We start from the raw sequence: 23,537 nt of genomic DNA, 5'->3' as shown, positions 1-23,537 counted from the left end.
TTGAGGATTTTGGAGTTAGAGAAAAGAAAAAGGGCAACAGAAATATATTCTCGTGAATCTGGAATTCTGAATACTGTATTCTGAAATCCAATTTGTTTATTCCCTATCTGTATTGTGAAACAAATTGGGATCGAGGTAGTTAATCCGGGCTAGGGGGCTGAGGGAAGAAAGGATTTGGGCACCATAGCTACGGTTGATGACTCGGCTATCGAGGAGGGCAACAATACCTTGACTTTCACGAACTGGGGCAATGGCGCGTTGTAGTTCGTTGAGGGCTGCTGGGAGGAGATAAAGTCGAAACCAGTCTTGATGCGATCGCTTGTAGTGTGCAACCCTTCCAGCTACGAGGGGATGCTCGACTGATGGTAAAGGTAATGTGGCAATAATTAACAATTGGGGAGCAGGTAAAACAGCTTGGTGTTCGCGCCAATATTCCCAACCACTAACTAAAATCCCATTTTCATCCAGGCAGGTTTTTTCCACTTGGACGCGGGAACCAAATTCTGATGCCAAAATTGTCCCCACCTGGGCTTTGAGGGGGACATCCCCCACTAAAATCACCGTATATCCTGGTGCAGTGGCGCTCAGGCACACCAAAGTCCGGATTTTGTGGATCAGTACACCTTGAAACTCTGGGGTGTTGGGAAGGGGTATTTGATGGGGGGTATAAAGTTGGATCGCCTCGGTGTTGTTGTCAGAAGAAAACTTCAGACAAGTCACGTTTTTAACTCCCATGCGATCGCAAAACAGCGGCGCTTCAGTTTCAGCCTCCAAAGCACTACCAATTAAGACAATTGGTTGACGTTCCCACATCGGTTCCAAAATTGCCCCCAGTTCCAAAGGGGCAATATTCAAAGCAAAGGTTCCTGGACGACGGGCGATTGTTGCCCAAATTAGGGATGAAGCAGCAGTTTTTTTATCGGCTGATGTCCCACTCAAAGTTAAGCTTTGGCTCGATTGCTGAAACTGACGATAAAAAGTTTCCCAAATGGGCGGTAATTGCCCTACTTCCAGCACAGAAAAAAGACGCTGTAAAATCTCGGCTTCTGTTTCAGAAACCAAATAACACTCATAGGGGTTTGCCGGATGTCGAAAAACATAATGTGTCAATTCCTCCTTTGCGGTGCGAATCGTTTCCGCTTGGTTGGGATAAGCAAGGCACAACTCGTCCCAATTTCCATCAGCAATAGTTGTTGTCAGACTCTCTCGTACCCAATTTTCCAAATCATCCACACCATCAATAATTGCCGGAACACCTGGCGCAAAACCTTCAGGTAGTGTAAATTGCCCTTTTAACCAAGCTTGGGGAGTAGTGAGGAATAATCCCTCAAAACCATTTCCTACCCAAACATCACCTGTGCGAATTGGCTTTTTGACTTCCAACCATGTTTGTAAACGGGGAATTTCTACCCGTAACAAATGTTGTTGAACAGCTTCAGAAGCCACAATAATCACTGCACCTTGCCAAATTAAAGCTGAGGCAACAAAACTGGTGCGGTAGCGTCCTTGGTACCCACAGGTTGCTCCCACTTGCATCAAGGCACTACGGCGTAAACGTAAAGCCCGCGCCACTAACCGCGCCATCGTCAAGTGGTGGTGCCAAGCTGGGAAGCCTGCCTGCGATCGCAGGAAGTTATGTAACGACAAGTGAACTTCTGCCTCAATCACGCTCTTTTAAATCCCATATCAAGAAATTTTACTGGCGTTGCCCTATTTTCTGTAAAACTATCAACCTTCGATGTTATTCATTAAGAGGCAGGAGGCAAACTTTGCCCCTTGTGGGTGGTTTTTCTCCCCTGCTCCCTGCTCCCCTGCTTTTTTATGATCCCCAATTAGTATTAGTAACTTTCACTTAATTATGGCAACCTATACAGGAATTTCCAGCGAAGCATTCCGCCATCCTTTGGACAGACAGGCAGAACAAACCCTTCGGAGTCTACCAGGATTTGATTTTCTCGCTCGTAAATTTGTAGAGTTTTTTGCTGAACGTCCCCAGTTAGTTTATCTGATGGGTAACACCATCCAAGTTGGACCTCGGCAATATTCCACCATTTATCAAATGTTCCGTGAATGCGTCAGAGATTTGGACGTTTATCCAGAGCCAAAACTGTTTGTTGAGCAGAACGCGATCGCTAACAGCTACGCACTGGGACAGGAACACCCTTACATTGTCATCAATACCGGGATTTTAGACCTGTTGGACGAAGCCGAAATTAGGACGGTGCTAGCCCACGAACTGGGACATATTAAATGTGGTCATACTATTTTAATTCAAATGGCAACTTGGGCGGGAACTGCTGCCTCTGTTTTGGGGGAAATGACCTTTGGCATCGGTAATTTTGTTAGTCAAGGTTTGATTTTGGCTTTTTACGAATGGCGACGCAAAGCCGAACTATCATCCGATCGAGCCGCATTACTGGTGGTGGAAGATTTGGATACTGTTATGACAACAATGATGAAAATTGCCGGGGGAAGCCACAAATTCGCCCACGAATGCCATCTCCAAGAATTTATCAAGCAGTCCCAAGAATACCAAGCGCTGGACGAAAATGGACTCAACCAAATATATAAATTACTGATGTATAACGGAATGCTCGGCTCAATGCAAAGTCATCCTTTCCCTGTAGAACGGATACATTACCTCCAAGATTGGGCTAAATCCGCAGAATATCAGCAAATTCGCCAGGGAAATTACCGACGTTCTTCAGAAAGTGCAGTTAATATTAATACCGAATCGACAGATGCTGAAGCTGAGCGCCTCCGAAATCAAATTGAAGAGTTACAACGAGAAATCGAGCGAATGAAGCGGACATAGGATAGACAGACATCTATAGTATCAATTAATAGGATATTTTTCGCAATTAAAGGGCGAAATTGATGCAAATACAGTAATTTCACCCTTTAATTTCTCGTTATTCGGCGATTAGCCTTAACACAACAGAACTGACGCAAAATTTAGCCTAAATTAGATTCTCTAGTAAATACCCTCTAGGAAGAAAAAAACTGAGCCGAAAGTTACATTTAATACTATTTGAGAAAAATCACAAAATTAGGTTTCTTCATCCTTACAAATCACAAGCGTCTATAGTACTATTTCCCTGTATGTAGTGACACTTCGGAGACTACCACAATCTTGGTCATATTTTGCGCCAGTTCTAGCAAACTTATGTGAACCTATGTGGATATTAAGCAGAACTATGTTTAATGGGATAAATGCTTTGGTAAAGTTGGTTTTGGGGAAAGCAACTTTCAATAAGTTAGGTAGTACAGCTATTTTGAATACCTGGATGATGGAGCGCTTGAAATATCTCAGCAAGAAGATAAAAATTAGCCCATCTCAATTAGTTGCAGTGGCTGTGATTTTAACTTTGCTAGTATTTTTACCCCAAATTTATATAACTTTACAGGCTGACTACAAATTTAAGACTATCGTCAAACATGAATTACGACTGCAATCCTTAAGCAATGAGATTACTTATCTGGATGAAGTCTTAACTATGTCGGCAAAAATGAATGCAGCAACAGGTGACAAAACTTGGGAAACAAGATATCGAGAGTTTGAACCTAAATTAGATACTGCCATCAAAGAATCGATTTCCCTGGCAAGTGAAGCCTATAATACGAAAGATGCCAAAGAAACCGATCAGGCAAATCAGAATTTGGTAGCGATGGAATATGAATCTTTTAAACTAGTAGATAATAATCAAAGTCAAGCTGCACAATCTTTATTATCTAGCAAAGAATATATAAATCAGAAAGAAATTTATGCTTTAGGGGTGAGTCGTAGAAATGCAGCTATCCTTTTGCAAGTTGAAAATAAAATATCTGAATATCGTCGTGATTTATTATATTCAATTTTAATCTCTATCATCAGCTTAGTATTAATAATTCCAGTTTGGTTATTAGTGCTGTCCCTACTTAGAACATATTTAAAAGCTAGAAATTCTGCTCAACGCAACCTAGAAGAAATTAATCAAAATTTAGAATCTCTAGTTTGGGAAAGAACCAAAGATTTAACAGATAAAAATCTGCAAATGCAGGAAACATTACAAAAACTCGAAGAAACTCAACTTTTACTGATTCAAACTGAAAAAATGTCCAGTTTAGGTCAGATGCTAGCGGGAATAGCCCATGAAATTAATAATCCAATCAACTTTATTAATGGTAATATTATTCACCTTCAAAAATATGGCGAAGATCTACTAAAGTTGATTGACTTATATCAGAAAAATTATTCAAATCCCACAGCCGAAATTAAAAACTATATTCAAGATATAGACTTAAATTATATCTGTGAAGATTATAACAATATCACCAATTCTATATCATTAGGAACCTCCCGAATTATCGAAATAGTTACATCTTTACGTAACTTTTCTCGTCTTGATCAACAAATTACAAAAAAAGTCGATATTCATCAAGGAATCGATGCCACCTTAATGATTTTATCCCATCGACTCAAAGCAACAGATAAGCGAGGAGAAATCAAAGTTATTAAGGACTATAATTCCTTACCATTGATTGAGTGTTATCCTGCTCAGTTAAATCAGGTATTTATGAATATTCTAGCTAATGCTATCGATGCTTTAGAGGATTATGATACACAACGAGATCAGGATGAAATTAAAAAGCATCCCAGTCAAATTAAAATTACCACGGATGTTATTAACGATAATGAAATAGTAATTTATATTCTTGATAACGGTGCTGGAATTCCTGCTGATATTATGAATCAATTATTTAATCCATTTTTTAGCACTAAACCAATTGGAAAAGGAACAGGACTAGGATTATCTATTAGTCAACAAATTATTGTAGATAAACATGGTGGTCATTTATTCTGCGAATCTATAACTGGAAGAGGAACAGAATTTCAAATTAAAATTCCGGTTGCTCAAGATTAGATTAAATTATGAGAGTTTTAACTCGATTTTAACTAATAATTTTAACTAATAGTTTTAACTAATAAAAGAAGTTGTGTATGCATCCACAACCATACAAAAAATTACGGTACAAAGTTTCTAATCATCTTGCGTTTCACAATCTGGCACACCATCACGGAATACACGACTTGCTAAAATATCAGAAGCTTCGATGCTCATTAAATCTTCTTTCGTGATTGTTTTACCATGCATTTGTAACAGACGATTTGCCTGACGTAATCTCGCCCTATCAATAGCATTACGAACACTGCGAGCATTAGCAAAATGTGGCATTACGCGACGTTTTAATAAATATTCTCGAAAAGCTTTTTCGGCATCGATACTAAAACTATAGTTTTGGGATTTCAAAATTGATTGGGCAATAATCATTAAACTATTAACCGAGTAATCGTTAAACTCAATATGTAAACCAATGCGTGAGTTCATTCCTGGGTTACTATGAAAAAAGCGCTCCATTTGGTCTTTGTAACCAGCTAAAATTACAACCAAATCATTGCGTTGATTTTCCATTACCTGCATCAATATTTCAATTGCTTCCAAGCCAAAATCACCAGGATGCTCAGGACGAAATAGGGTGTAAGCTTCATCTATTAATAATACTCCACCCATTGCACTGTTGAGAACTTCCCTTGTTTTGGGTGCAGTTTGTCCCATACCTTGCCCGACTAAATCATCACGAGTTACTAACATGACATTTTCTCTAGTGATGTAACCCAGACGATACAAAATTTCTGCCATTCGCATCGCTACAGTGGTTTTACCCATACCTGGATTTCCTAAAAAAGTCATGTGTAAGGTGGGTACACCTGCTGTCAAACCGACACTGTGTCGAACTTTATCCACCAGTAATAAAGCTGCCATTTCCTTAATTTTATTTTTGACAGATTTTAGTCCAACCAAATCGGCATCTAGACGATCTAATATTTCTTGGATATGGGATTCTTGGAATGCTGTTTCCAAATCTATTACTGGTTCTGCTTGTAAAAGTTGTTCGCTCATAAGACCTCGCGGGATGCGGGAAACTCAGTGTCTTTAGACCTGAGAGGGAAGCGACACGCAGCTTGCGTGCCGAAGGCAGTGGTTTTAACCACTGTGACATTTGAATGCTAGTTTTTGAATGGATATAATCCCAGGAACTAGCAAACCCGTTTAAGTCCCCTCGCCCAACTAATCTAAAATGTCTTGGCTTGACCCAACGACTGAACAAACAGTCTTGCAGATAATCCAAACTGGGGAAGTATTTGGAAGTGCGTATCAAGATTAGTCTCTTCGGGGCTAGTCAAACACGTAATCTTTGTTGATTACAAGCTCAGTGTCTTTAGACCTGAGTTATTGACAACATCACCTGGCTTGATATTTTGATGATAGCGGTGAATGGCGAAATATAAAAGATTGTAATACTAATATGACTTATATATTTTTCTTTATTATCATTTCCTAAGCTAAGTCATAGAGATGACATTATGAAACCCGCTTTGGCGATTATTGTAGAGATACCCTGGCAAAAAAATTTCTTCCATTCCCTTCACTTCTCAAAATTGCTTGCAGGAATTACTCGATATGGCTTTGAAATGGAACAAACTACTCTTGTCGGTTTTAGCGATCGCTATTACTATTAACTTCATATTTTCTGGTACTGTTCAGGCTGTACCTGAACTCAACTCCATAGGCATTTTTGACACGGAGTCAAAAGTGATAATTGCAACAACATCACCCAATTACACGTTTCCCGAAGAAGACTTTACACCCCAAGAACGTCAGGAACTCCAAGGTGTGCGTCAAAGTCGTAACCGCGAAATTTGGGAAATTTTAGATGAATCCCAACGGATTCAAATTGAACATAATCTTCGTTCTGGTAAGGATATTCATCAGGCTATTGCTGAACTGGATTTACAAATTGACCAGTGGGACATGATTCAAGCGATTATGGAATGGAGCGAGTTGAAGATGAAAAGAATTATCTACCGTCACTCACCACATAAAATCAGTTAACAGTTATCAGGGAACAGGGAATAGTTATGAGACATATTTTCTCTCTACGTTCTTTTCTGGTTTGACCTGTGTATCCTGGTATCGGATATTACGTCACTGACGAACCAATACATGTATGGCAGGATTTGAACCTAACTGTTAACTGTTAATTCAACTATTAAGAACATTGGGGGTCTAATTCCCCTGAAACTAGCAAGCAGCGTTCTTACAAACTTTAACGGAGGCAAAGCCCCCGTTAAGTTTGCGCTGTTTTGTGTAGGGTTTAAATCCCCGTTACAAAACATACTCATTGCTCATTACTCATTGCTTGTTTTTTAACTACTGACTACTGTTAACTGATTGCCCTCACCTGCTAACTGATTGGTGATTAAAGTCAACTCCAGTTGATCTTCACCTGTTGGTGTAATTTTGACATCAACACCAGGACCAAAATATCTAGTCATTTGTTCATGTCTTTCTTGCCAGACTTCAATTGGTACGTAGGGTGAGTCAAATTTCAAAGTCAAAGTATACGCACCATTGGTTTCAGTTTCCCGTAAGCCGGTGACAATGGGAAACTCATCATCAGTAGGTGCTAATCTTAAGAACTTGAGTGCTTGGTCAAAATGTGCTTCTTGTCCATAGCAGAAACGGGTTATATCTTTACGGATTTTATTTTGAGTCACCGTTGCTTGTTGCTTGCGGAGTTCTAAAATATCATCTGTAATGTCTTCAGTATAAGGAACTGGTTCTAGTTCGCTGGCTTTGAGTGCGAGTCCTCCCAGGAGTATGGGAACACCATAAAAAAAGCCAACTAGATTCAGTGTGGCATTGTCGTATGCGTAGGCAATGAAGCCCATGGTAGTTAGGATACTACCAATGGTGAGACAGATGCCGGATAGAGGGATTCTCCCAAACATGGCGATATAAAGATTAATTACGAAAAAGTACAGTGTTCTTATCATCCGCGATCGCTTGTTGTTTAGGAAAGGCTAAACTCAAAATAGATCCCCTAAAATGATAAAAATCTTGGTATTTTAAGTTAACCTAAAGCTGGAAGTTAGTTGAAGACTGGGGAAATAATGGATATACAAACCATTAAAGAACGCGTCATTACAATTCAAAGCAAACGCAATTATCTATTACAGCTGTTAGAACAGCCAAATTTAGGGATTTTAAGGATTGATGTCAATCAAGCTTTAGAAGAAATGGATGAACTACTGGACGAATATAAGCGTACTTTCCCTGAAACCTAAATACACTTAGCGATCGCTACTGTTATTGGTTACATATTTTAGATATTTTAGCGCGACGGAATATAAAACCACTACCTGTTACCACCAGAGAAACTCCAGTAACGTAGCAGTTTAGCCTCGCGCTATTTTTTTATACAAGTACTTAATAAATCCAAAACGTGATATTGCACCCCCGTCTCATAAATCCTCACTCCTCCCCCCTCCGCAACTGTCTGTCGTAACTTTTCTGGATTACTCACCGCTACACCTGCTAAGTAATCAATTCCCATATCCGCTAACTCTGCTAACCAAGGAACAGTTGCCCCCATCAAAACTAACTTGGCATTTTGCGACAATTCCACCAAACGCGGAAATGTTTTATTCACAATAGAGGTTGCTGTCAAAAATACCCATTCAGCTTCCGGCAAAACATATTCACAAGCTGTATCAGGTAAATCTTGGATTCCTGGTTGACGTTCTAATACCGTTAAATCCATCTCTTTTTCATATTCCGAGAGTCCAGGATAGCGTCCAATTACCACAACTTTTTTACCCCGGATTAATGGCAGAAAATGCTCAAAAACTGCAAGATTTGCCGAACCATTAGGAAAAATAGGTTGTGCTTTTGCTAAAAGTGGTGAAGATTGGTTGATCACAGCGTTAATTGCTGCCATCCCCACAGTAGCCTGATAACTATCCCAGGATTTCAACCAAGGTGCGAGGTTTATTATCTTTTGATTTACTAAGGTTCCCGACCAAGGTAAAATTCGAGTTGCTTGACCAGGACTCATACACAATCCTATTCCGTCTGCTTGGCAATATGTCCAAGTTAAGCCAATAATAATCTCTTTAACAACTGCATCTGTCTGACTTGACTCCAGTAGTAGATGATAAATTTCCCGTGGGTGTACTCGCATGGTTCACTTTTTGACTTACTCTGTGGTTACGATAACAGGAAGCAACTTAAGCCCTAGTCAGTGATGAACCAAAATTCTCTATCCCCTAATACACATACTTTGTAGTTTTGAAAAAGTGGTATTACTTTAGACAATAATTTTTGTTGTTCAGATATATTACTACTTCTTGAAAACTATTTGGAAGGCGAAACTCCCAAATGTTTTCGCTACCTAACTTTGGTAATAACCATAGAATAGATGAAGTGGTGCATAACTTGCTGAAAGTCTAGTTGAGAGGACAAGATTCTTTGAAAGTGATTATGATCAGACTATCAGCGATCGCGCTATTATTTTTACTATTGCCCTACAATGCTTTAGCTGCGGAAGTGTCAAATGGTGCCAAAATCTTCAATAATAATTGTGCTTCTTGTCATCTAGGTGGTGGTAATATCTTGATTGGTGAGAAAACTCTGCAAAAATCAGCATTATCACAGTATTTAGAGGGTTACAACACGGATGCGATCGCCTCTATCATCCATCAGGTACAAAATGGTAAGGGTGCAATGCCTGCTTTTAAGAGTAAATTGAAGGAACAGGAGATTTTGGAGGTTGCTGCTTATGTCTTCCAACAAGCTGAAGAGGGATGGTAATAAGTAAGCAAGCAGAATTAATTACACAATGTCATTGCGAATGTAGCGAAGCAAAATGAAGCAATCGCAAGGTTTTGAACTGCCTCGCTTTACTCAGAATGAGTGTAAATATTTTTGTGCTACTACTTAAAATCTCCACTTTTATCCAACACGCGAACGATTTACGTCGCGCAAGCTTCGCTTTTACAGTTTTACAACTAAAATCCATTAGGAAATAAATAGACTGATAAAATATTTATGGCTCTAAAATCAGATCTGAAGACTGCTATTCTACCTCAATGAATACCCAAACACGCTCCCCATCTCCAAATATTTACTCGATTTTGAGTCAAACTCAACGCTTGCGAGTTAGCGATGGAGAGATTAAACCTATTTTAGATGGTTGCTCGAATACTTCACAGTTACTTGTACTTATTTGGTCGCAACTGGGGGATTTTGATAATTTAGAATATGCTTGGTGGTTGCAAAGAGAAAAAGAAAAGCTCTCTTCAAAAGGAATTACAATTCGCGCTATCGGCATTGGAAACCGCGATTCGGGAGTCAAGTTTTGTGAATATACGGGGTTTCCGGCTGAATGGCTGTTTGTTGATACTAAAGCCGAAATTCACGCTCTTTTGGGACTTTATCGCGGTTTAGCTATACAATTCCCAATTTTATCAACATCACAAAAAGCTTGGCTGAATTTAATGCTAATGTGTGCTGGAATTGGTAGTCCTGGAACATTGAAGGAAGTTTTTCGGGGCTATAAAGGTGATAAAAATGCTCCTCAGTTAATTAATAATGATGAAGTTATCGGTGGTACTCCCCTACCACCGATGAAAGGTTCATTTTTCAAAGCTGCTGGAGGAGAAGGTTTTCAACGTCCTTTTGAACTAGCAACCCTACGTTTACGAAATATGACTGAAGTTTTGAGTAACTGGAACACGTATGTACCAGATTCATCCTATTTGACACAACGGGGAGGGACTTTTTTATTTGATTCTCAAGGTAAATTAGTTTACGAACATTGCGATGGTGGTATTCTTGGTTTTGCCAAAAATATGAGCAATCCTTTATCTTTTTTAGATGAGATTTAACATATCACGTCTCACCCAAGTTTTTTCCCTTAAATCTATGCTTGCTGTAAATAGTAATTAAACCGTTCATGAAGTTGCTCATTTGTCAAGCCATTAGTCCAATATTCTACCAAAGCATGACCAAATGCCCAAGAATTGGTATCGGATTCACTGGATGAGTCAAGTAATAGCGTCCACAATGATAATAAATCGAAACTTTGGGAACCATCATTCAACAAATTGAATAGTTCATAAGCCATTTGCAGTTTACCAATCACCACAGGTAACTGTTCTACGGGAATTTTTTCGCTAAGAAGATAGGCTAAAGTTGGTGAACCTGTGGAAATGGTGGAAATAAATTGCAAAATTGGACTTTTGAGGAATGCAGCAACACCTTGGGTTGTTGCCATTTGAAATGTATATTTATCGATGACTTTGGCAGCTGCGACGGTTCTCGCTTCTAAATTCTCTAAGAAACGAGATAATCGGAGTTGCTTTGCGGGTGCGATCGCGTTTACAATTCCCAGAGATAATACATCTACTCCCCAAGGTTTTCTCCCAGCTTTGATATCACCTGTAACAACTGGTAAAACCAAATCACAATACTTACTCAATAACTGACGACGGTATTCAGTTGCTTCTCGAATCGCAATTTCTTTGGGTTTATTTCCTTCTTCCCAATCATAATTTGCATCCCATTCTCGAATTGGACGTAGTTTATCGACTTGTGTCACCACTCCAACTATTGGTAGATTGGAAATTTCGGCTTTGATATCCGCTAAAAAATCCACATCCATTTGCAAAGCTGGATCTAAAGCGGGTGTTACTAATATTACTAAGTCAGTTTTACAGACATTATCTAAAACTAAGTCCCGTAACTCAGAACGCTTTACCTGTTCATATCCTGGGCTATCCCAAAGATCTAAAGTTTCACCAGTCGTAGTTTCCCAGTGATAACTCGTAATTGTAGTTGTACTGGGCAATACATCAACTTCGGCTTTATCAATATTGAAAAGCGTATTAATCAAACTGCTTTTCCCAGCACCAGTTCGCCCTACCAACAGGATATTAACAGGTTTCTGCTCCACCACCTCCACAGGTTCAGCTTGTACCAAAATATCCCGGAGAGTTTGGGTTTTAACTTGTAATTTTGGTGATGTCGTTACTGTCGGTTCAAAATTGGTTAATATTTCACCACTATAGAGAGTAACCGCGTTGCGGCAAAGATTCCGTAATGCTGCTTCCCGTAATAACTGGCTAAGATTTATGAGGAGTTGTTTCTCAGCTTTATTACTATAGGGCTTAGTGCTGCGTTGTGCGATCGCAGCTGCGGGATTGAGTAACCACTGTGCGAGATTCCAAACTTTTAAAAGTTTCTGTGCTGAAGGTTCTAATTTTCGGTAAACTTCATATCCTTGGTAAGCTTGCCCAATTGTCACCTGATTCAAAACTGGGGATAACTTCTGCATCCACAAATCTGTATCATCAACCGTACTGCGAATCAATCCATAAGCTTGGGGAATATGGATATTTAACAACGGATATTTAACTTCTGGATGATAAATCTGGGAAATATTCGTCACAAGTTGTTGGCAACGTTGCCAAAAGGTTAACCAGTCTTCCCAAATTGGCAGATCATTTTGGGCGGCAACCAAGATATCTTGGAGGATAGTTTCTGCTTGTTTGGTATTACTTCCACTGGGTGAAGTGGCAAAATCTGCCTCTAATTCCCGATTTACTTCTGCAACAACACTTTCTACTTGTAACAGCGCAGGTTTAGTCCACTTGACTAAAAGCCAACGCCAACCTACAAATATAACTGTAAATATAGCCCAAATCCAGTTAACACCCCATGTGTGGATTTGCATTCCTGCTGCCACCATCAAGAAAGTAACGATAGTTGCAACTGGTAATGCTAATACTAACCATTGCCACGGTTTTAAGCGAATCATATACTTACTTTAAAATATCTATTTACTTATACCAATTCTTTGTGTTAGCGAAGCTTGCCAGTTGGCGAAGCCGCCCTGAAAGGGCTAGGGCTAGCTACATAGAATTTAACCCCACCCTAACCCTCCCCGCTTGCGAGGAGGGAACATGATTTGACCCCTTATTACCCCCTCCCCGCAAGCGGGGTAGGGGGCAGGGGGTGGGGTTCTTTATATTAAATTGGTATTACTCATTACTTGTTTTTTAATCGCTTCCCAAACGCTGAACTTGTTCACCACCTAGCAGTTGATGTGCTTCAGCGAGGATTTGGAGTATTTTCTCCCCATAAGGATTGTGAGAAAGACATTCACGTAAATCCAACTGATTAATTTTATCTGCTTGAGAACCGGGAAACCAATGTCCACCGCTTCCCAGTAAGTTGTAGCGCATTTTGGCATAATCAATCATGTCATAGGCAAGGGCAAGATTTCGCAACCACAGAATTACCGGGATATTAATGTTTCCAGGGGTTTCTTCCGGAGTTGGTAAATTGAGGTGCCAAGTTTTTACCCACTCTTCCCCCAGAGATGCGATCGCTTCTTCTTCCAAACGTGCCAAAATTGGTGGTAATATTTCGTCTGCTTGCTCTAACAATTCCAAGGTTTTGAGATGTTCATCAAAATCACTGGGTTTTGCTGCACCCAAGCTTAATGTATGCACCTGAGGATGACTCAAACAAAATAAATCGTTGAATACCATCGGACTCAATGGTTTACACAATTCCACCAATTTATCCGGCGGACTGTATAATTTACCACCTTTATCTGAAGGGCTAATAATAAAAACTCCGATATCATGGCGCTTTGCAGCTTCAATTGCCCGCCAGTTATTTTGATTAATATAATACCAGTGTAAATTTAGATAATCGAAGCAATCAGTTTCAATGGCTTGAATAATCGTCTCACAAGCACCATGGGTAGAGAAACCGATAAATCTGACTTTACCCTGTGCTTGGAGTTTTCGCGCCACATCCAAGCAACCACCAGCACGCATGGTATGGTTTAGGGTTTCCCCATTGTTGATTCCGTGAATTGACAGCAAATCAACATAGTCTAAATTTAGGTATTGGAGTGATTTTTCAAACTCTGCTTGAAATTCCTCTGAATTTGCCTTGGGAGTCGCTTTGGTTTGAATAATCAAATCCTGCCGAGGAAAAGTCGGTAAAATTCTCCCTAACTGCATCTCCGAACTTCCATAACCTCGTGCAGTTTCAATGTGGTTTATCCCCAATTCCACAGACTTTCTGATTGTCGCTTCCAAGTTTTCTTGATTGTCGTCGGGAATCTCCGACTGGGGAATATCTTGCCATTTGAACTGATATCGCATCCCCCCACAAGAAAACAGAGGCATTTGTAATTCGGTGCGTCCAAATCTTCGATAAAGCATCATATTTTTATTATGGTTTCAAATCCTAGATAACGCTAGCATTTGTTTCTGAGGTATGTTTTGATGTCTACCTAAGTGTCTATTATTGTCAAGTTAATATTTGGTTAACATGAATTTATGCTTGACCAAAAAATAATTGACATCAGGTTTCCACATACAGAATCTCTTGCTGTATATCGTTTACCGATATATGTTGACAATACAATTCACGCATGTACTTAGTGATGTAAAATTATTAATAATACTGCTTATGAAAATCATCTACGTACTTTTATTGATGTCAGAACAGGGTGTTCTGAGGATGACATCTCAAAGCTAACTGCTCATTCATTTTATTCATTCTCCAGAAAAATTGTCTCCACAGATTCAACTTCAGAATCGTTAAGAATAATTTACATAAACTTATCAGGAGAAACAGTCTTTGTTTCTGAAGTATTGGTTTGTACATACGAAAAGGATAATTGAAACCTAAAATGCCACCACACACAAATCAACCTACTAAGCACACAGTACAAGTAGATTCCAGAAATCAGCAGCCTGGGGTTTATAGTGTTAACAATATTGCTGGATATTTTATAATTTCAATTCCAATTATTTTATTTTTCAGTATTTTGGGTTATAAAAAATACCGAAAAACAGTTTATCGTCATCGGGTGGAAAAGTTAGAAAAACTGTGGCACATTGATATTGATGAAAAAAGCCGTTAGGGACTTCGGGGAAAATAAAATACCAATTTGTAGGGTGTGTGACACTACGACAATATAATCGCGGAATGATTAGTATTTGTAAGCGTCACGCACCGATGATAGCTACGGCTAGATTGGTGCGGTATTAAAAAGCAAGTCCCTTAGTCTGATGTTCACTTCAAGACTAAGTGGGAGATGAGGAAAGGGTTGAGAATTGGACTAAGCAAGAAAAAACAATGTCCCAGATGCATGTTTTTAGAGACGTAGCATTGCTACGTCTCCACCGTTGAATGTGTTGCATTATTTGAATTGGTATTAGACTAAAAAGCCTAATATTTAACTCAAAGTATCTATAATTCGTTAAATTTGTCTAACTGAAGGTTGTCCATCTATCACTTCACCAATCAGGACAATATCAGCACAGTTAACAAAGATACCATTTTCGAGGACACCAGGAATATTATTGAGGGTTTTTTCCAAGTTTACAGGATCTGGAATATCATCAAACCTGACATCTACCACCATATTGCCTTGATCGGTAATCACAGGACCAGCTTTTCTGATTCCCATACGCAATTCTGCCTTACCACCCATTTTAGCGATCGCATTCATCACCGGAGTGATTGCCATGGGGATTACTTCCACAGGAACAGCAAAAGTAGAACCTAACTTATCCACCATTTTACCAGCATCAACCACCACCACAAACTGGTTCGCCAAATAATCTACCACTTTCTCGCGGGTATGTGCCGCACCACCACCCTTAATTAAGTTTTTCTGAGGATCAACCTCATCGGCTCCATCAATGGCAATATCAATATGATCTATCGCATCCAGGGTAGTCAGAGGAATACCATATTGCTTTGCCAAAACTTCGGCTTGAAATGAAGTAGGTACACCCACAATATCTTTAATTTCACCCGATTTGAGGCGTTCTCCGATATATTCAATTGCATATGCAGTAGTTGAACCAGTCCCCAACCCCACAATGGTACCCGACTTCACCAAAGCAGCAGCGGCTTTACCAACTTCTTGCTTCATCACCTTCACGGGATCAGCTGCGCTCATTCCCATAACTCCTTATAATCTAAAGCTTATAGTGCATATCCTACTGCTTTTGGGGAAGTTCTCGGCAGAAAACTAGTATTCTTGGGAAGCAAGAGTCAAAAAATTATCCCACGCTGCACTTGGTGTCAGACGTAGGATGAATTTTTCTTGAAACTAAACGCGCAATCCGACCATTTTTTCCACAGCTTCCACAATTTGCTCAGGTTGAATAATTGTCAACCTTTCTAAAGCACCATTGTAAGGTGTGGGAATATCTTGGGATGATAGCCGTAATACTGGCGCATCCAACTCATCAAATAAGCGATCATTAATCGAAGCTGTTAGTTCAGCACCAATACCCCCAGTTCGCATACATTCTTCCACAATGATCACGCGGTGGGTTTTGCGGATTGAGGCTCCAATTGTGTCAAAATCAAGGGGTTTGAGGGAGATTAAATCTATGACTTCCGGATCATAACCCGCTTTCTCAATATTTTTCATGGCTTGCATCACATGGTGACGCATCCGCGAATAAGTCAAAATTGTCACATCTTTTCCAGGACGGACAATCTCAGCTTTGTCTAATGGCAGGATATATTCTTCTTCTGGCAAATCTTCTTTGAGGTTGTACAGCAGCACATGTTCAAAAAACAACACCGGATTATTGTCGCGGATGGCAGCTTTGAGGAGTCCTTTGGCGTTGTAAGGAGTGGAACAAGCGACAATTTTCAAGCCGGGAACCGCTTGGAAATAGGCTTCTAAGCGTTGTGAATGTTCTGCACCCAGTTGTCTACCTACACCACCGGGACCACGTATTACCATAGGAATTTGGTAGTTACCACCGGAGGTGTAGCGCAGCATACCAGCATTGTTAGAAATCTGGTTAAATGCCAAGAGGAGAAACCCCATATTCATCCCTTCGATGATGGGGCGTAAGCCAGTCATAGCAGCCCCTACAGCCATTCCTGTAAAACTATTTTCGGCAATCGGAGTATCTAAAACACGAAAATCTCCGTACTTTTTATACAGATCCTTTGTCACTTTGTAGGAACCACCGTAGTGTCCCACATCTTCCCCCATTACCATTACCGTTACATCACGCGCCATTTCCTCATCAATGGCTTCCCGCAGAGCGTTAAAGAATAGTGTTTCTGCCATTAGACCTTGAATTACAGTGTTTGTTTAAGAATTTTATCGTGCTGCGAAACCAAATAAAGTCAGCACAAGCACGAGTTTAAAGTTAAGTTATTGGCTTTTCACTCGCAAATGGCTTTTAGTTGCCTACGCTTGGTCGAAATAAAATGCTTTATCTATTATGGTGTTTCTGATGTCCAAGCGATCGCGTTTTTGTTTTTTTCACAATTTCGCTAAATCATTACAGAAAATTTAACCACAAAAATCCACAAAAATAGAGAGATGTTCCACTAAAACATCTCTACAAGGCTTAACTATTTACGAGAATTTCTGTAACTTGCGCTACCTGGTTATCAGGGAATCTTCGCGGTCTACCTGGTTTGCGTTTATGTCTTTGGTTTATAGACTTTTCACTGGCATCCGCCAATTCTTGGGGTGTACATTTGAATAATCGCAGTGCTTCTACATACTTCTTCGGGGTCATAGTTGGTTCAGTACGCCCAGCCTCCCAATTCCGTACACTAGTCTCACTGATTGCAAGCCTGAAGGCAACCTCTGCACGGCTGAGTCCCGCCCGCTCTCTCAGGACTTGCATATCCATATCTCATGCTCCCTTGTGTGAAATAACATTAAAATTTTGATTCTAAAATGCAGTCACTATCAAAACTGATGTGACGAAGTTTGCCAGCGAAAATGCTTTGTTCAACTATATTATTCCATAAGCAATCACCATGCCATCTCACAAACAGATGAGTCATCTCATTCTTTAGGTATAAATTCATCGACACTGGGTGAAAGAGAAAAACACATCAAAAGAGACAGGGAAGCAAGGTTGAAGGAGGCAGAAGGAACAATTGGGAGAGTATTCCGACCCCTCCCAATTGTAAGCGCCGTTAAATGGTGGGGTCTTAAACCCAGCCGTTTGAGTTCATCCGACGGAAGTAAACCTGCTGCCCCGACACAAAACAAATTAATTAATACTTTGGATAAATGGCGTAATTGCTTGCACAAATTCTGAGGTTGATTCGTAAGGCAAAACATTTCTACCACTAATCTTTAATCCTTGTGCATTAGGTAAACAATTCAGATATTCTGTTAATCGTTCATCTGGTGTTTCCTGCTTACCTTTTTTACCAATACTTGATGCATTTTCACCCATCACTACTAGGGTTGGTTGTTCCATCTGACTAATTTGTTCATAATATCCATTACGCCAGAATCCTGCTAAGAAAGAAAATACTGCATAACGACTTGCCATATTTCTCGAACCCACATGTAGGGTATCTAACCACTCTTTATCTACCGTATCCGCTGAAGCAAATAGCCTTTTTCTAGAAAAATTACCGAGAAAATTTTCAGTTCTCGCATAACGATAAAACAAATTTCCCAATGGAGAACTTAAAATTGTCCATGTTAAATTTTGTTGCCATTTTGCTCTTGCTGTAGTAATTAATGACCAAGTTGGGGGTCCAGCAAGAACAAATCCAGCTACTAGATTGGGATCTTTTTCTGCTAGTTCAATAGCCGCTGGTAATAAAGCACCTTGAACAACTAAAATTACAGGTTTTTGTATAACTGTTTCGATAAAAGATTGTAGCTGTTCAGCCCAATCTATGGGGGTAAAAGCAACCGCAGGCATATCACTTTCACCACAACCAATTAAATCAGGAATATAAATAGTATTTTTATTTCCTTTGTTAACCCATTCCTGAGAAAAACGTTGCCAAAAATTTCGAGATAATCCCACACCAATAGCATGAATTAGTAATAAGGGTGTTCCAGATTGATTCACATTACCGCAATAGTTGACTTCATAGGAACAGTTGTAGTTACGCCAGGTATAGAATTCAGTTGAGTTGGTTTTTGCATCTTGAGTAATCATAGATAAAAATAGGGGGGTGATTATTTGTTGAACCTGTTTATGTTTTCAAGATAGACGAGGTTTATTTAAAATGTCATCTGAGGGTGAATAAATTTGTAACCAGCATTTTTTAACTTTTGATTCGAGATTCTCGCATAATAGTTTCGTTTACTTGGTTGAGAAGAATCCCAGATTACGGGTTCTAGGTTATGTGTTTCACATACACGAGCAATGACCTCACGGTTTAAAAGGTTTTCTTCATCCACTACATTATAAATGCCTGATAAATTTTGCGATCGCGCTAATTCAATAGCTCCCACAATATCATCCAAATGGATCCAATTTGATGGTTCGTCACCAGTCCCTGGACGGATTTTTCCAGCTACTCTACTGTAAATTTTCACTAGTTCACGTCCTGCTCCATAAATACCTCCCAAACGCAATATACAAACATGCAAATTATCATTAGCAGCTGATAGTAGAGTTTGCTCGGTTTGCTTGAGGATTTCTCCATTTTTAGTACTGGGTTTTATGGCTGTTTCTTCATCAACTAACATGCCATTTTGATCCCCATATACTGAACATGTACTTGTGTATATTAAATGTTTTACTGAAGTGTTCTCTAAAAATTTAACTATGTTTTTTGCAGTTTTTAAATATGCTTCTTCGTATGTATTATTCTGTCCTGGAGCAATACTTAAAAGCACACAATCTTGGTTTTTGAGAATGTTCTGTAGTTTTTCTTCTTCATCACCTTTCAATAATATGGCTTTTTGAGTAAAAGCGGCTAATTCGTGAATTTTTTCAGGCGTTGTTGTGGTTGCTGTCACCATTAATGTCATTTTTTGGTGCCAGTATTTTGCAACTGCTGAACCAACATAACCACAACCGATAATTGCAATATTCATGAGTTTGATTTAAGTGTTTTTATGATGGAAGAAAGCTTTGATTTTGGCTATTAAATATTTCTAAAAATTCTTAGTTTAATACAGCACGGCGTAAATAATCAGACCATTATTTAAGCATCAAAAGTGCAGTAATAAACGTCTTTTTCCCACTGCCTACTGCCTTGACGTAATAGTCGAGTAGGCAGAAAGGGGAACATGTCAACTTTGCAAGTTCCCTGAGACTGGAGTATTGCACACCAGACAAAATATTCTATTTGGCTAATTCGGTTTCGATGAGTTGACTTAATTCTGATGCTTCAGGTGTTGTGCCACTTTTAAATCTAGCAACTACTTCACCCTGTTTATTCACTAGAAATTTCTCAAAGTTCCAAGAAACATCACCTTTGGGTTCAACAGAGTTGATGAGTTTGTCATAAAGTGGATGTTTATCGCCACCTTTAGCTTTGACTTTATCAAATATTTCAAAACTCACACCATAATTTCGTTGGCAGAACTGAACAATCTCCTCATTTGTCCCTGGTTCTTGTGCGCCAAAATCATTACAGGGAAACCCTAATACTCGTAAACCTGCATCATGATATTTTTTGTTGAGTTGTTCAAGTCCGCTATATTGTCCTGTGTACCCGCAATAGGAAGCAACATTGACGATTAGTAGGACTTTGCCTGCATATTCACTGATTTTTTTGTCTTGTCCATCAATGGTTTTAACTGTGATATCTGAGATGTTGCTACCCATACCTTGATTAACTCTTATTAACAAACCATTGACAAGTTTCCCACATTAGATGTGCCTACGGCATACACATAAGTATCGAATTTCCTGGATTTTCTCTAATTCTATGCCCACCAACGGTTGAAACTGCCGTCCAATAGCTAAACTTATCCGCGAGATGACTGAATATTTTTGGTTTTTAGTCCATTGAAATGTTTCTCGCAATCTCGATAGTGAATTGGGTACTGCGAATCAGTGGGAGATTTAGGGCGTTTTAGTTAAAAGTTTCTGTGGTATTATTTTTACTAAAGTTGCATCGCGTTTGTCCCTTGTAAGTACTAAAAGTGTGAAACGATGTACTAACTAAGGATTATAAAAAACTAAAATCACAAACTACAGTCAAGGTTTTATCAATCCTGATGAATCTCAAGGTGTCCTATGTCTGGAAACAATCTGATTGGATCAACGCTTCGCGGACGTTATTACATCACAGATAAATTGGGAGAGGGTGGTATTGGTGAGACTTTTCTAGCTTTGGATAGGGATCAGCCAGGAAATTATAAATGTGTGATTAAAAGACTGAAACCTCAGAACTCAAGTCAGTCTGCTATTAGGTGGTTACAACAGTCTTTTCAAAGGGAAGCAACTACACTGCAAAGATTGGGAACGCATGATCAAATTCCTCGACTTTTGGCTTTTTTTGAAGAAAATCAGGAATTTTTTCTAGTTCAAGAATTTATTGATGGGAATATGCTGAGGGCTGAGTTTAGCCTGGGTAAGCAGTGGAGTGAAAGTCAAGTTATTTACTTGATGCGAGATATTTTAGAGGTGTTGAGTTTTGTACATCAGCAAAGTGTAATTCACCGCGACTTAAAACCAGAAAACTTGATTCGCCGTGGAAGCGATCGCAAGATCATTTTAATCGACTTTGGAGCCGTTAAAGAAATCAGTACCCAAGTCTTTAACACTCAAGGACAAATTGTCGCTACTACTTTTGTTATTGGTACACCTGGATATATGCCAGTTGAACAACTTCAACAAAATGCGATGTTATGTAGTGACATCTATGCGGTTGGTATGATTGGTATTGAAGCACTGACAGGTATATTTCCCACCAATCTCCTGGATTCCTATAGCGGACAAATTAATTGGAGACTTCAAGCCCAGGTTAGACCCGAAGTAGCCGATATTCTCGATACAATGATAGCCTATCACCCCAGTCAAAGATATCAATCAGCATCAGTAGCTTTGGAAGCAATCTTGGAATTGACAAATACAGTCCAAAAATTTCCTACACCCATTCCCATACCAATACCTACTCCCATCCCCTCACGAGTTCCAGCTATAACTTCTCCTTCTCCAGGAATTATTAAATATGCCGGTTTTTCACGCAGAATTGCTGCATATTGTATAGATTTTTGTATATTAATTATTGCTAGTTTACTCCTTGATTTAAGCCAATCTGGTGTTCCGACAACGGGAAGTGATGGAGAATTTTTAGGCAGAATAATTGGATATTACATCATGTTGGGATTTTTGTATTGTCCAGTAATGGAAAGCTTTCAAACCCAAGCGACCCTGGGAAAAATGGCACTAGGAATCATGGTGACAGATATCCATGGTCAAAGAATATCTTGGGGACAAGCGACTAAAAGACATGTGAGCAAACTAGTTTCTTACATAACTTTTTTCATTGGTTTTTTCATGGGTGGTTTTACCAAAGAAAAACAAACTTTGCATGACAAAATATCCAAATGTCTCGTTGTGAGGAAAGATTAAAATGTCTTTAAATAATCCTTATGCTGGAATTTTTAAAAGATTTGTAGCCACTTTAATTGATGGAATTATCTTAATTTTTTTACAGGTTATCCCTTTTGGATTTCCTCCTAAAGAATATAATAATGTCCAAGACATTATGCATGGTCTATTTAGCTTGGTATTTTCTTGGCTCTACTTTTCTATGATGGAAAGTTCCAGCCTCCAAGCTACATTTGGAAAAAAGTTACTAGAGATTTGTGTCACCAATAAAAATGGACAGAGAATCTCTTTTGCTCAAGCCTCAGTAAGATATTTTGGCAAGGCTATCTGGCTAGTTGTTCTTTTTGTTGGGATTTTTATTGGAGTATTAGGACAAAGTACAGGAGCAGAAGATTCTCCATACTTTATTATTACTGCATTACTAGCTCTAATTTCATTTTTGATTTTGGTAATCGGTTATTCAATGGCTTGGTTTACACCAGAAAAACAAGCTCTCCATGATATTATCGCTAGATGTTTAGTGGTTAATGATCAAGGGCAAAATAGAAAGATTAACTGGACTCCATTGGCAGTTTTATTAGTTGTTTCCACTTTAGTTGGTAGGATAGTTTTATCCCAATTGCCAACAACTAATTTCGTATCGGAAAATTCAGGTGTAAATTCTGCTAGCGCTCCTCAAGAAACAACATCCGTAGCACCAACATCTTCACCAGTAAGGACTCCCGAAACAACAGATTCTATTGCACCCCAAGAAACAATTAATATTCCGACTAAAGTCATGGCTTTTTTAGAAGGAGTCACATTAGATGATATCAAAGTTAGTAATTTTGATGCTCCTCGCACATATAAACTCTGTGGAAAACCTTTACTAATACTTAATCCTGGTAGTAACGATAATATTACTGGAGATTTTAAGCTGGAATGGGCTACAAGGGGAGATACTTATGTGGGGAGATTGAAAATGCAAGATCAGTCAGGAAAAATGCGAATTGTGACTCTTGAAGCAGGAAATCTTAAGGTGGTTGATCAAACTATGCAGTTATATAAATCTGCGAAAGGATATATTTTGCTAGGTTTTAACCCCATAAATGTGGAAACTCAACAGCAGGATAAAACCTATTCTGCTGATAATCTAATTATGCGTCGAGAACTGGATCAAACTGTCACAATTATTAATTGTGATGATAGTGGGGAAAGTTCACCTGTGATTTTTGAAAGCTTTACAAGCAACCAAGGGACGACGAACTGAGGAAGGTGAAAGATTAATTGTTTAAGCGCTGATTCCAACAATTAATTGGATACTTAA

Annotated in this window: 21 protein-coding genes; 9 read left to right on the top strand and 12 right to left on the bottom strand. The window is 39.2% G+C overall.

Annotated elements, in window-relative coordinates; translation table 11 throughout:
- Nucleotides 1–96: 96 nt before the first annotated feature.
- The gene (locus tag CAL6303_RS03630; protein ID WP_015196473.1) at nt 97–1,668 is read right to left on the bottom strand and encodes a helicase C-terminal domain-containing protein; all 1,572 of its coding nucleotides are present in this window, start codon (nt 1,666–1,668) and stop codon (nt 97–99) included.
- A gap of 190 nt (nt 1,669–1,858) precedes the next feature.
- On the opposite strand from CAL6303_RS03630, the gene CAL6303_RS03625 reads away from it, so the two are divergent.
- A complete protein-coding gene (locus tag CAL6303_RS03625; protein ID WP_015196472.1) occupies nt 1,859–2,815 on the top strand; it encodes a M48 family metallopeptidase in 957 nt (318 codons plus the stop codon).
- A gap of 382 nt (nt 2,816–3,197) precedes the next feature.
- The gene (locus CAL6303_RS03620; RefSeq protein ID WP_015196471.1) at nt 3,198–4,904 is read left to right on the top strand and encodes a sensor histidine kinase; all 1,707 of its coding nucleotides are present in this window, start codon (nt 3,198–3,200) and stop codon (nt 4,902–4,904) included.
- Between the two features lie 117 nt (nt 4,905–5,021).
- Here the strand turns inward: CAL6303_RS03620 and CAL6303_RS03615 are convergent, their stop codons facing one another.
- The gene (locus CAL6303_RS03615; RefSeq protein ID WP_015196470.1) at nt 5,022–5,942 is read right to left on the bottom strand and encodes an AAA family ATPase; all 921 of its coding nucleotides are present in this window, start codon (nt 5,940–5,942) and stop codon (nt 5,022–5,024) included.
- A 561-nt stretch (nt 5,943–6,503) separates the two neighbouring features.
- Here CAL6303_RS03615 and CAL6303_RS03610 point away from each other — a divergent pair.
- Nucleotides 6,504–6,935, top strand: a complete 432-nt coding sequence (locus tag CAL6303_RS03610) for a hypothetical protein (RefSeq protein ID WP_015196468.1) — start codon at nt 6,504–6,506, stop codon at nt 6,933–6,935.
- A 314-nt stretch (nt 6,936–7,249) separates the two neighbouring features.
- Here CAL6303_RS03610 and CAL6303_RS03605 read toward each other — a convergent pair whose 3' ends face one another.
- Complete coding sequence (locus CAL6303_RS03605; RefSeq protein ID WP_015196467.1) at nt 7,250–7,834, bottom strand: DUF2854 domain-containing protein; 585 nt, start codon at nt 7,832–7,834, stop codon at nt 7,250–7,252.
- Between the two features lie 162 nt (nt 7,835–7,996).
- On the opposite strand from CAL6303_RS03605, the gene CAL6303_RS30660 reads away from it, so the two are divergent.
- Entirely contained in the window at nt 7,997–8,170 is a 174-nt protein-coding gene (locus tag CAL6303_RS30660; protein ID WP_085953321.1) for a hypothetical protein, read from the top strand.
- Between the two features lie 122 nt (nt 8,171–8,292).
- Here the strand turns inward: CAL6303_RS30660 and CAL6303_RS03600 are convergent, their stop codons facing one another.
- Nucleotides 8,293–9,066, bottom strand: a complete 774-nt coding sequence (locus CAL6303_RS03600; RefSeq protein WP_015196465.1) for a DUF364 domain-containing protein — start codon at nt 9,064–9,066, stop codon at nt 8,293–8,295.
- 299 nt (nt 9,067–9,365) lie between these two features.
- Here CAL6303_RS03600 and petJ point away from each other — a divergent pair, with 299 nt between their 5' ends.
- Complete coding sequence (petJ, locus tag CAL6303_RS03595) at nt 9,366–9,695, top strand: cytochrome c6 PetJ (RefSeq protein ID WP_015196464.1); 330 nt, start codon at nt 9,366–9,368, stop codon at nt 9,693–9,695.
- A 278-nt stretch (nt 9,696–9,973) separates the two neighbouring features.
- Nucleotides 9,974–10,771 carry a peroxiredoxin-like family protein gene (locus CAL6303_RS03590; protein WP_015196463.1) on the top strand — a complete coding sequence of 266 codons (798 nt, stop codon included), beginning with the start codon at nt 9,974–9,976 and terminating at the stop codon, nt 10,769–10,771.
- Between the two features lie 35 nt (nt 10,772–10,806).
- Here the strand turns inward: CAL6303_RS03590 and CAL6303_RS03585 are convergent, their stop codons facing one another.
- On the bottom strand, nt 10,807–12,702 hold the full coding sequence (locus tag CAL6303_RS03585) for a GTPase family protein (protein ID WP_015196462.1): 1,896 nt from the start codon (nt 12,700–12,702) through the stop codon (nt 10,807–10,809).
- A gap of 241 nt (nt 12,703–12,943) precedes the next feature.
- Nucleotides 12,944–14,125, bottom strand: coding sequence for an aldo/keto reductase (locus CAL6303_RS03580; RefSeq protein WP_041739045.1), 1,182 nt, complete (start codon nt 14,123–14,125; stop codon nt 12,944–12,946).
- A 473-nt stretch (nt 14,126–14,598) separates the two neighbouring features.
- On the opposite strand from CAL6303_RS03580, the gene CAL6303_RS03575 reads away from it, so the two are divergent.
- A complete protein-coding gene (locus tag CAL6303_RS03575; protein WP_015196460.1) occupies nt 14,599–14,832 on the top strand; it encodes a hypothetical protein in 234 nt (77 codons plus the stop codon).
- A 339-nt stretch (nt 14,833–15,171) separates the two neighbouring features.
- Here CAL6303_RS03575 and rpiA read toward each other — a convergent pair whose 3' ends face one another.
- The 6 genes from rpiA to CAL6303_RS03545 all read right to left on the bottom strand — a co-directional run bounded on the left by rpiA (nt 15,172) and on the right by CAL6303_RS03545 (nt 20,497).
- Nucleotides 15,172–15,879: a ribose-5-phosphate isomerase RpiA gene (rpiA, locus tag CAL6303_RS03570; protein ID WP_015196459.1), complete on the bottom strand. Its 708-nt coding sequence runs from the start codon at nt 15,877–15,879 to the stop codon at nt 15,172–15,174.
- Between the two features lie 153 nt (nt 15,880–16,032).
- A complete protein-coding gene (locus CAL6303_RS03565) occupies nt 16,033–17,016 on the bottom strand; it encodes an alpha-ketoacid dehydrogenase subunit beta (protein ID WP_015196458.1) in 984 nt (327 codons plus the stop codon).
- Nucleotides 17,017–17,302: 286 nt separating this feature from the next.
- Nucleotides 17,303–17,593, bottom strand: a complete 291-nt coding sequence (locus tag CAL6303_RS03560; RefSeq protein ID WP_015196457.1) for a helix-turn-helix domain-containing protein — start codon at nt 17,591–17,593, stop codon at nt 17,303–17,305.
- A 369-nt stretch (nt 17,594–17,962) separates the two neighbouring features.
- Nucleotides 17,963–18,874, bottom strand: a complete 912-nt coding sequence (locus CAL6303_RS03555; RefSeq protein WP_015196456.1) for an alpha/beta fold hydrolase — start codon at nt 18,872–18,874, stop codon at nt 17,963–17,965.
- Between the two features lie 65 nt (nt 18,875–18,939).
- Complete coding sequence (locus CAL6303_RS03550) at nt 18,940–19,761, bottom strand: NAD-dependent epimerase/dehydratase family protein (protein WP_015196455.1); 822 nt, start codon at nt 19,759–19,761, stop codon at nt 18,940–18,942.
- A gap of 250 nt (nt 19,762–20,011) precedes the next feature.
- Complete coding sequence (locus CAL6303_RS03545) at nt 20,012–20,497, bottom strand: glutathione peroxidase (RefSeq protein WP_015196454.1); 486 nt, start codon at nt 20,495–20,497, stop codon at nt 20,012–20,014.
- Nucleotides 20,498–20,911: 414 nt separating this feature from the next.
- On the opposite strand from CAL6303_RS03545, the gene CAL6303_RS03540 reads away from it, so the two are divergent.
- Together CAL6303_RS03540 and CAL6303_RS28325 are read left to right on the top strand one after the other, a co-directional pair.
- Complete coding sequence (locus tag CAL6303_RS03540; protein WP_015196453.1) at nt 20,912–22,252, top strand: protein kinase domain-containing protein; 1,341 nt, start codon at nt 20,912–20,914, stop codon at nt 22,250–22,252.
- A 1-nt stretch (nt 22,253) separates the two neighbouring features.
- Complete coding sequence (locus CAL6303_RS28325; protein WP_015196452.1) at nt 22,254–23,480, top strand: RDD family protein; 1,227 nt, start codon at nt 22,254–22,256, stop codon at nt 23,478–23,480.
- Nucleotides 23,481–23,537 lie beyond the last annotated feature (57 nt).

The sequence above is a fragment of the Calothrix sp. PCC 6303 genome, from assembly GCF_000317435.1.
Classification (GTDB): domain Bacteria; phylum Cyanobacteriota; class Cyanobacteriia; order Cyanobacteriales; family Nostocaceae; genus PCC-6303.
This window is presented reverse-complemented; position numbering and strand designations above follow the sequence as displayed.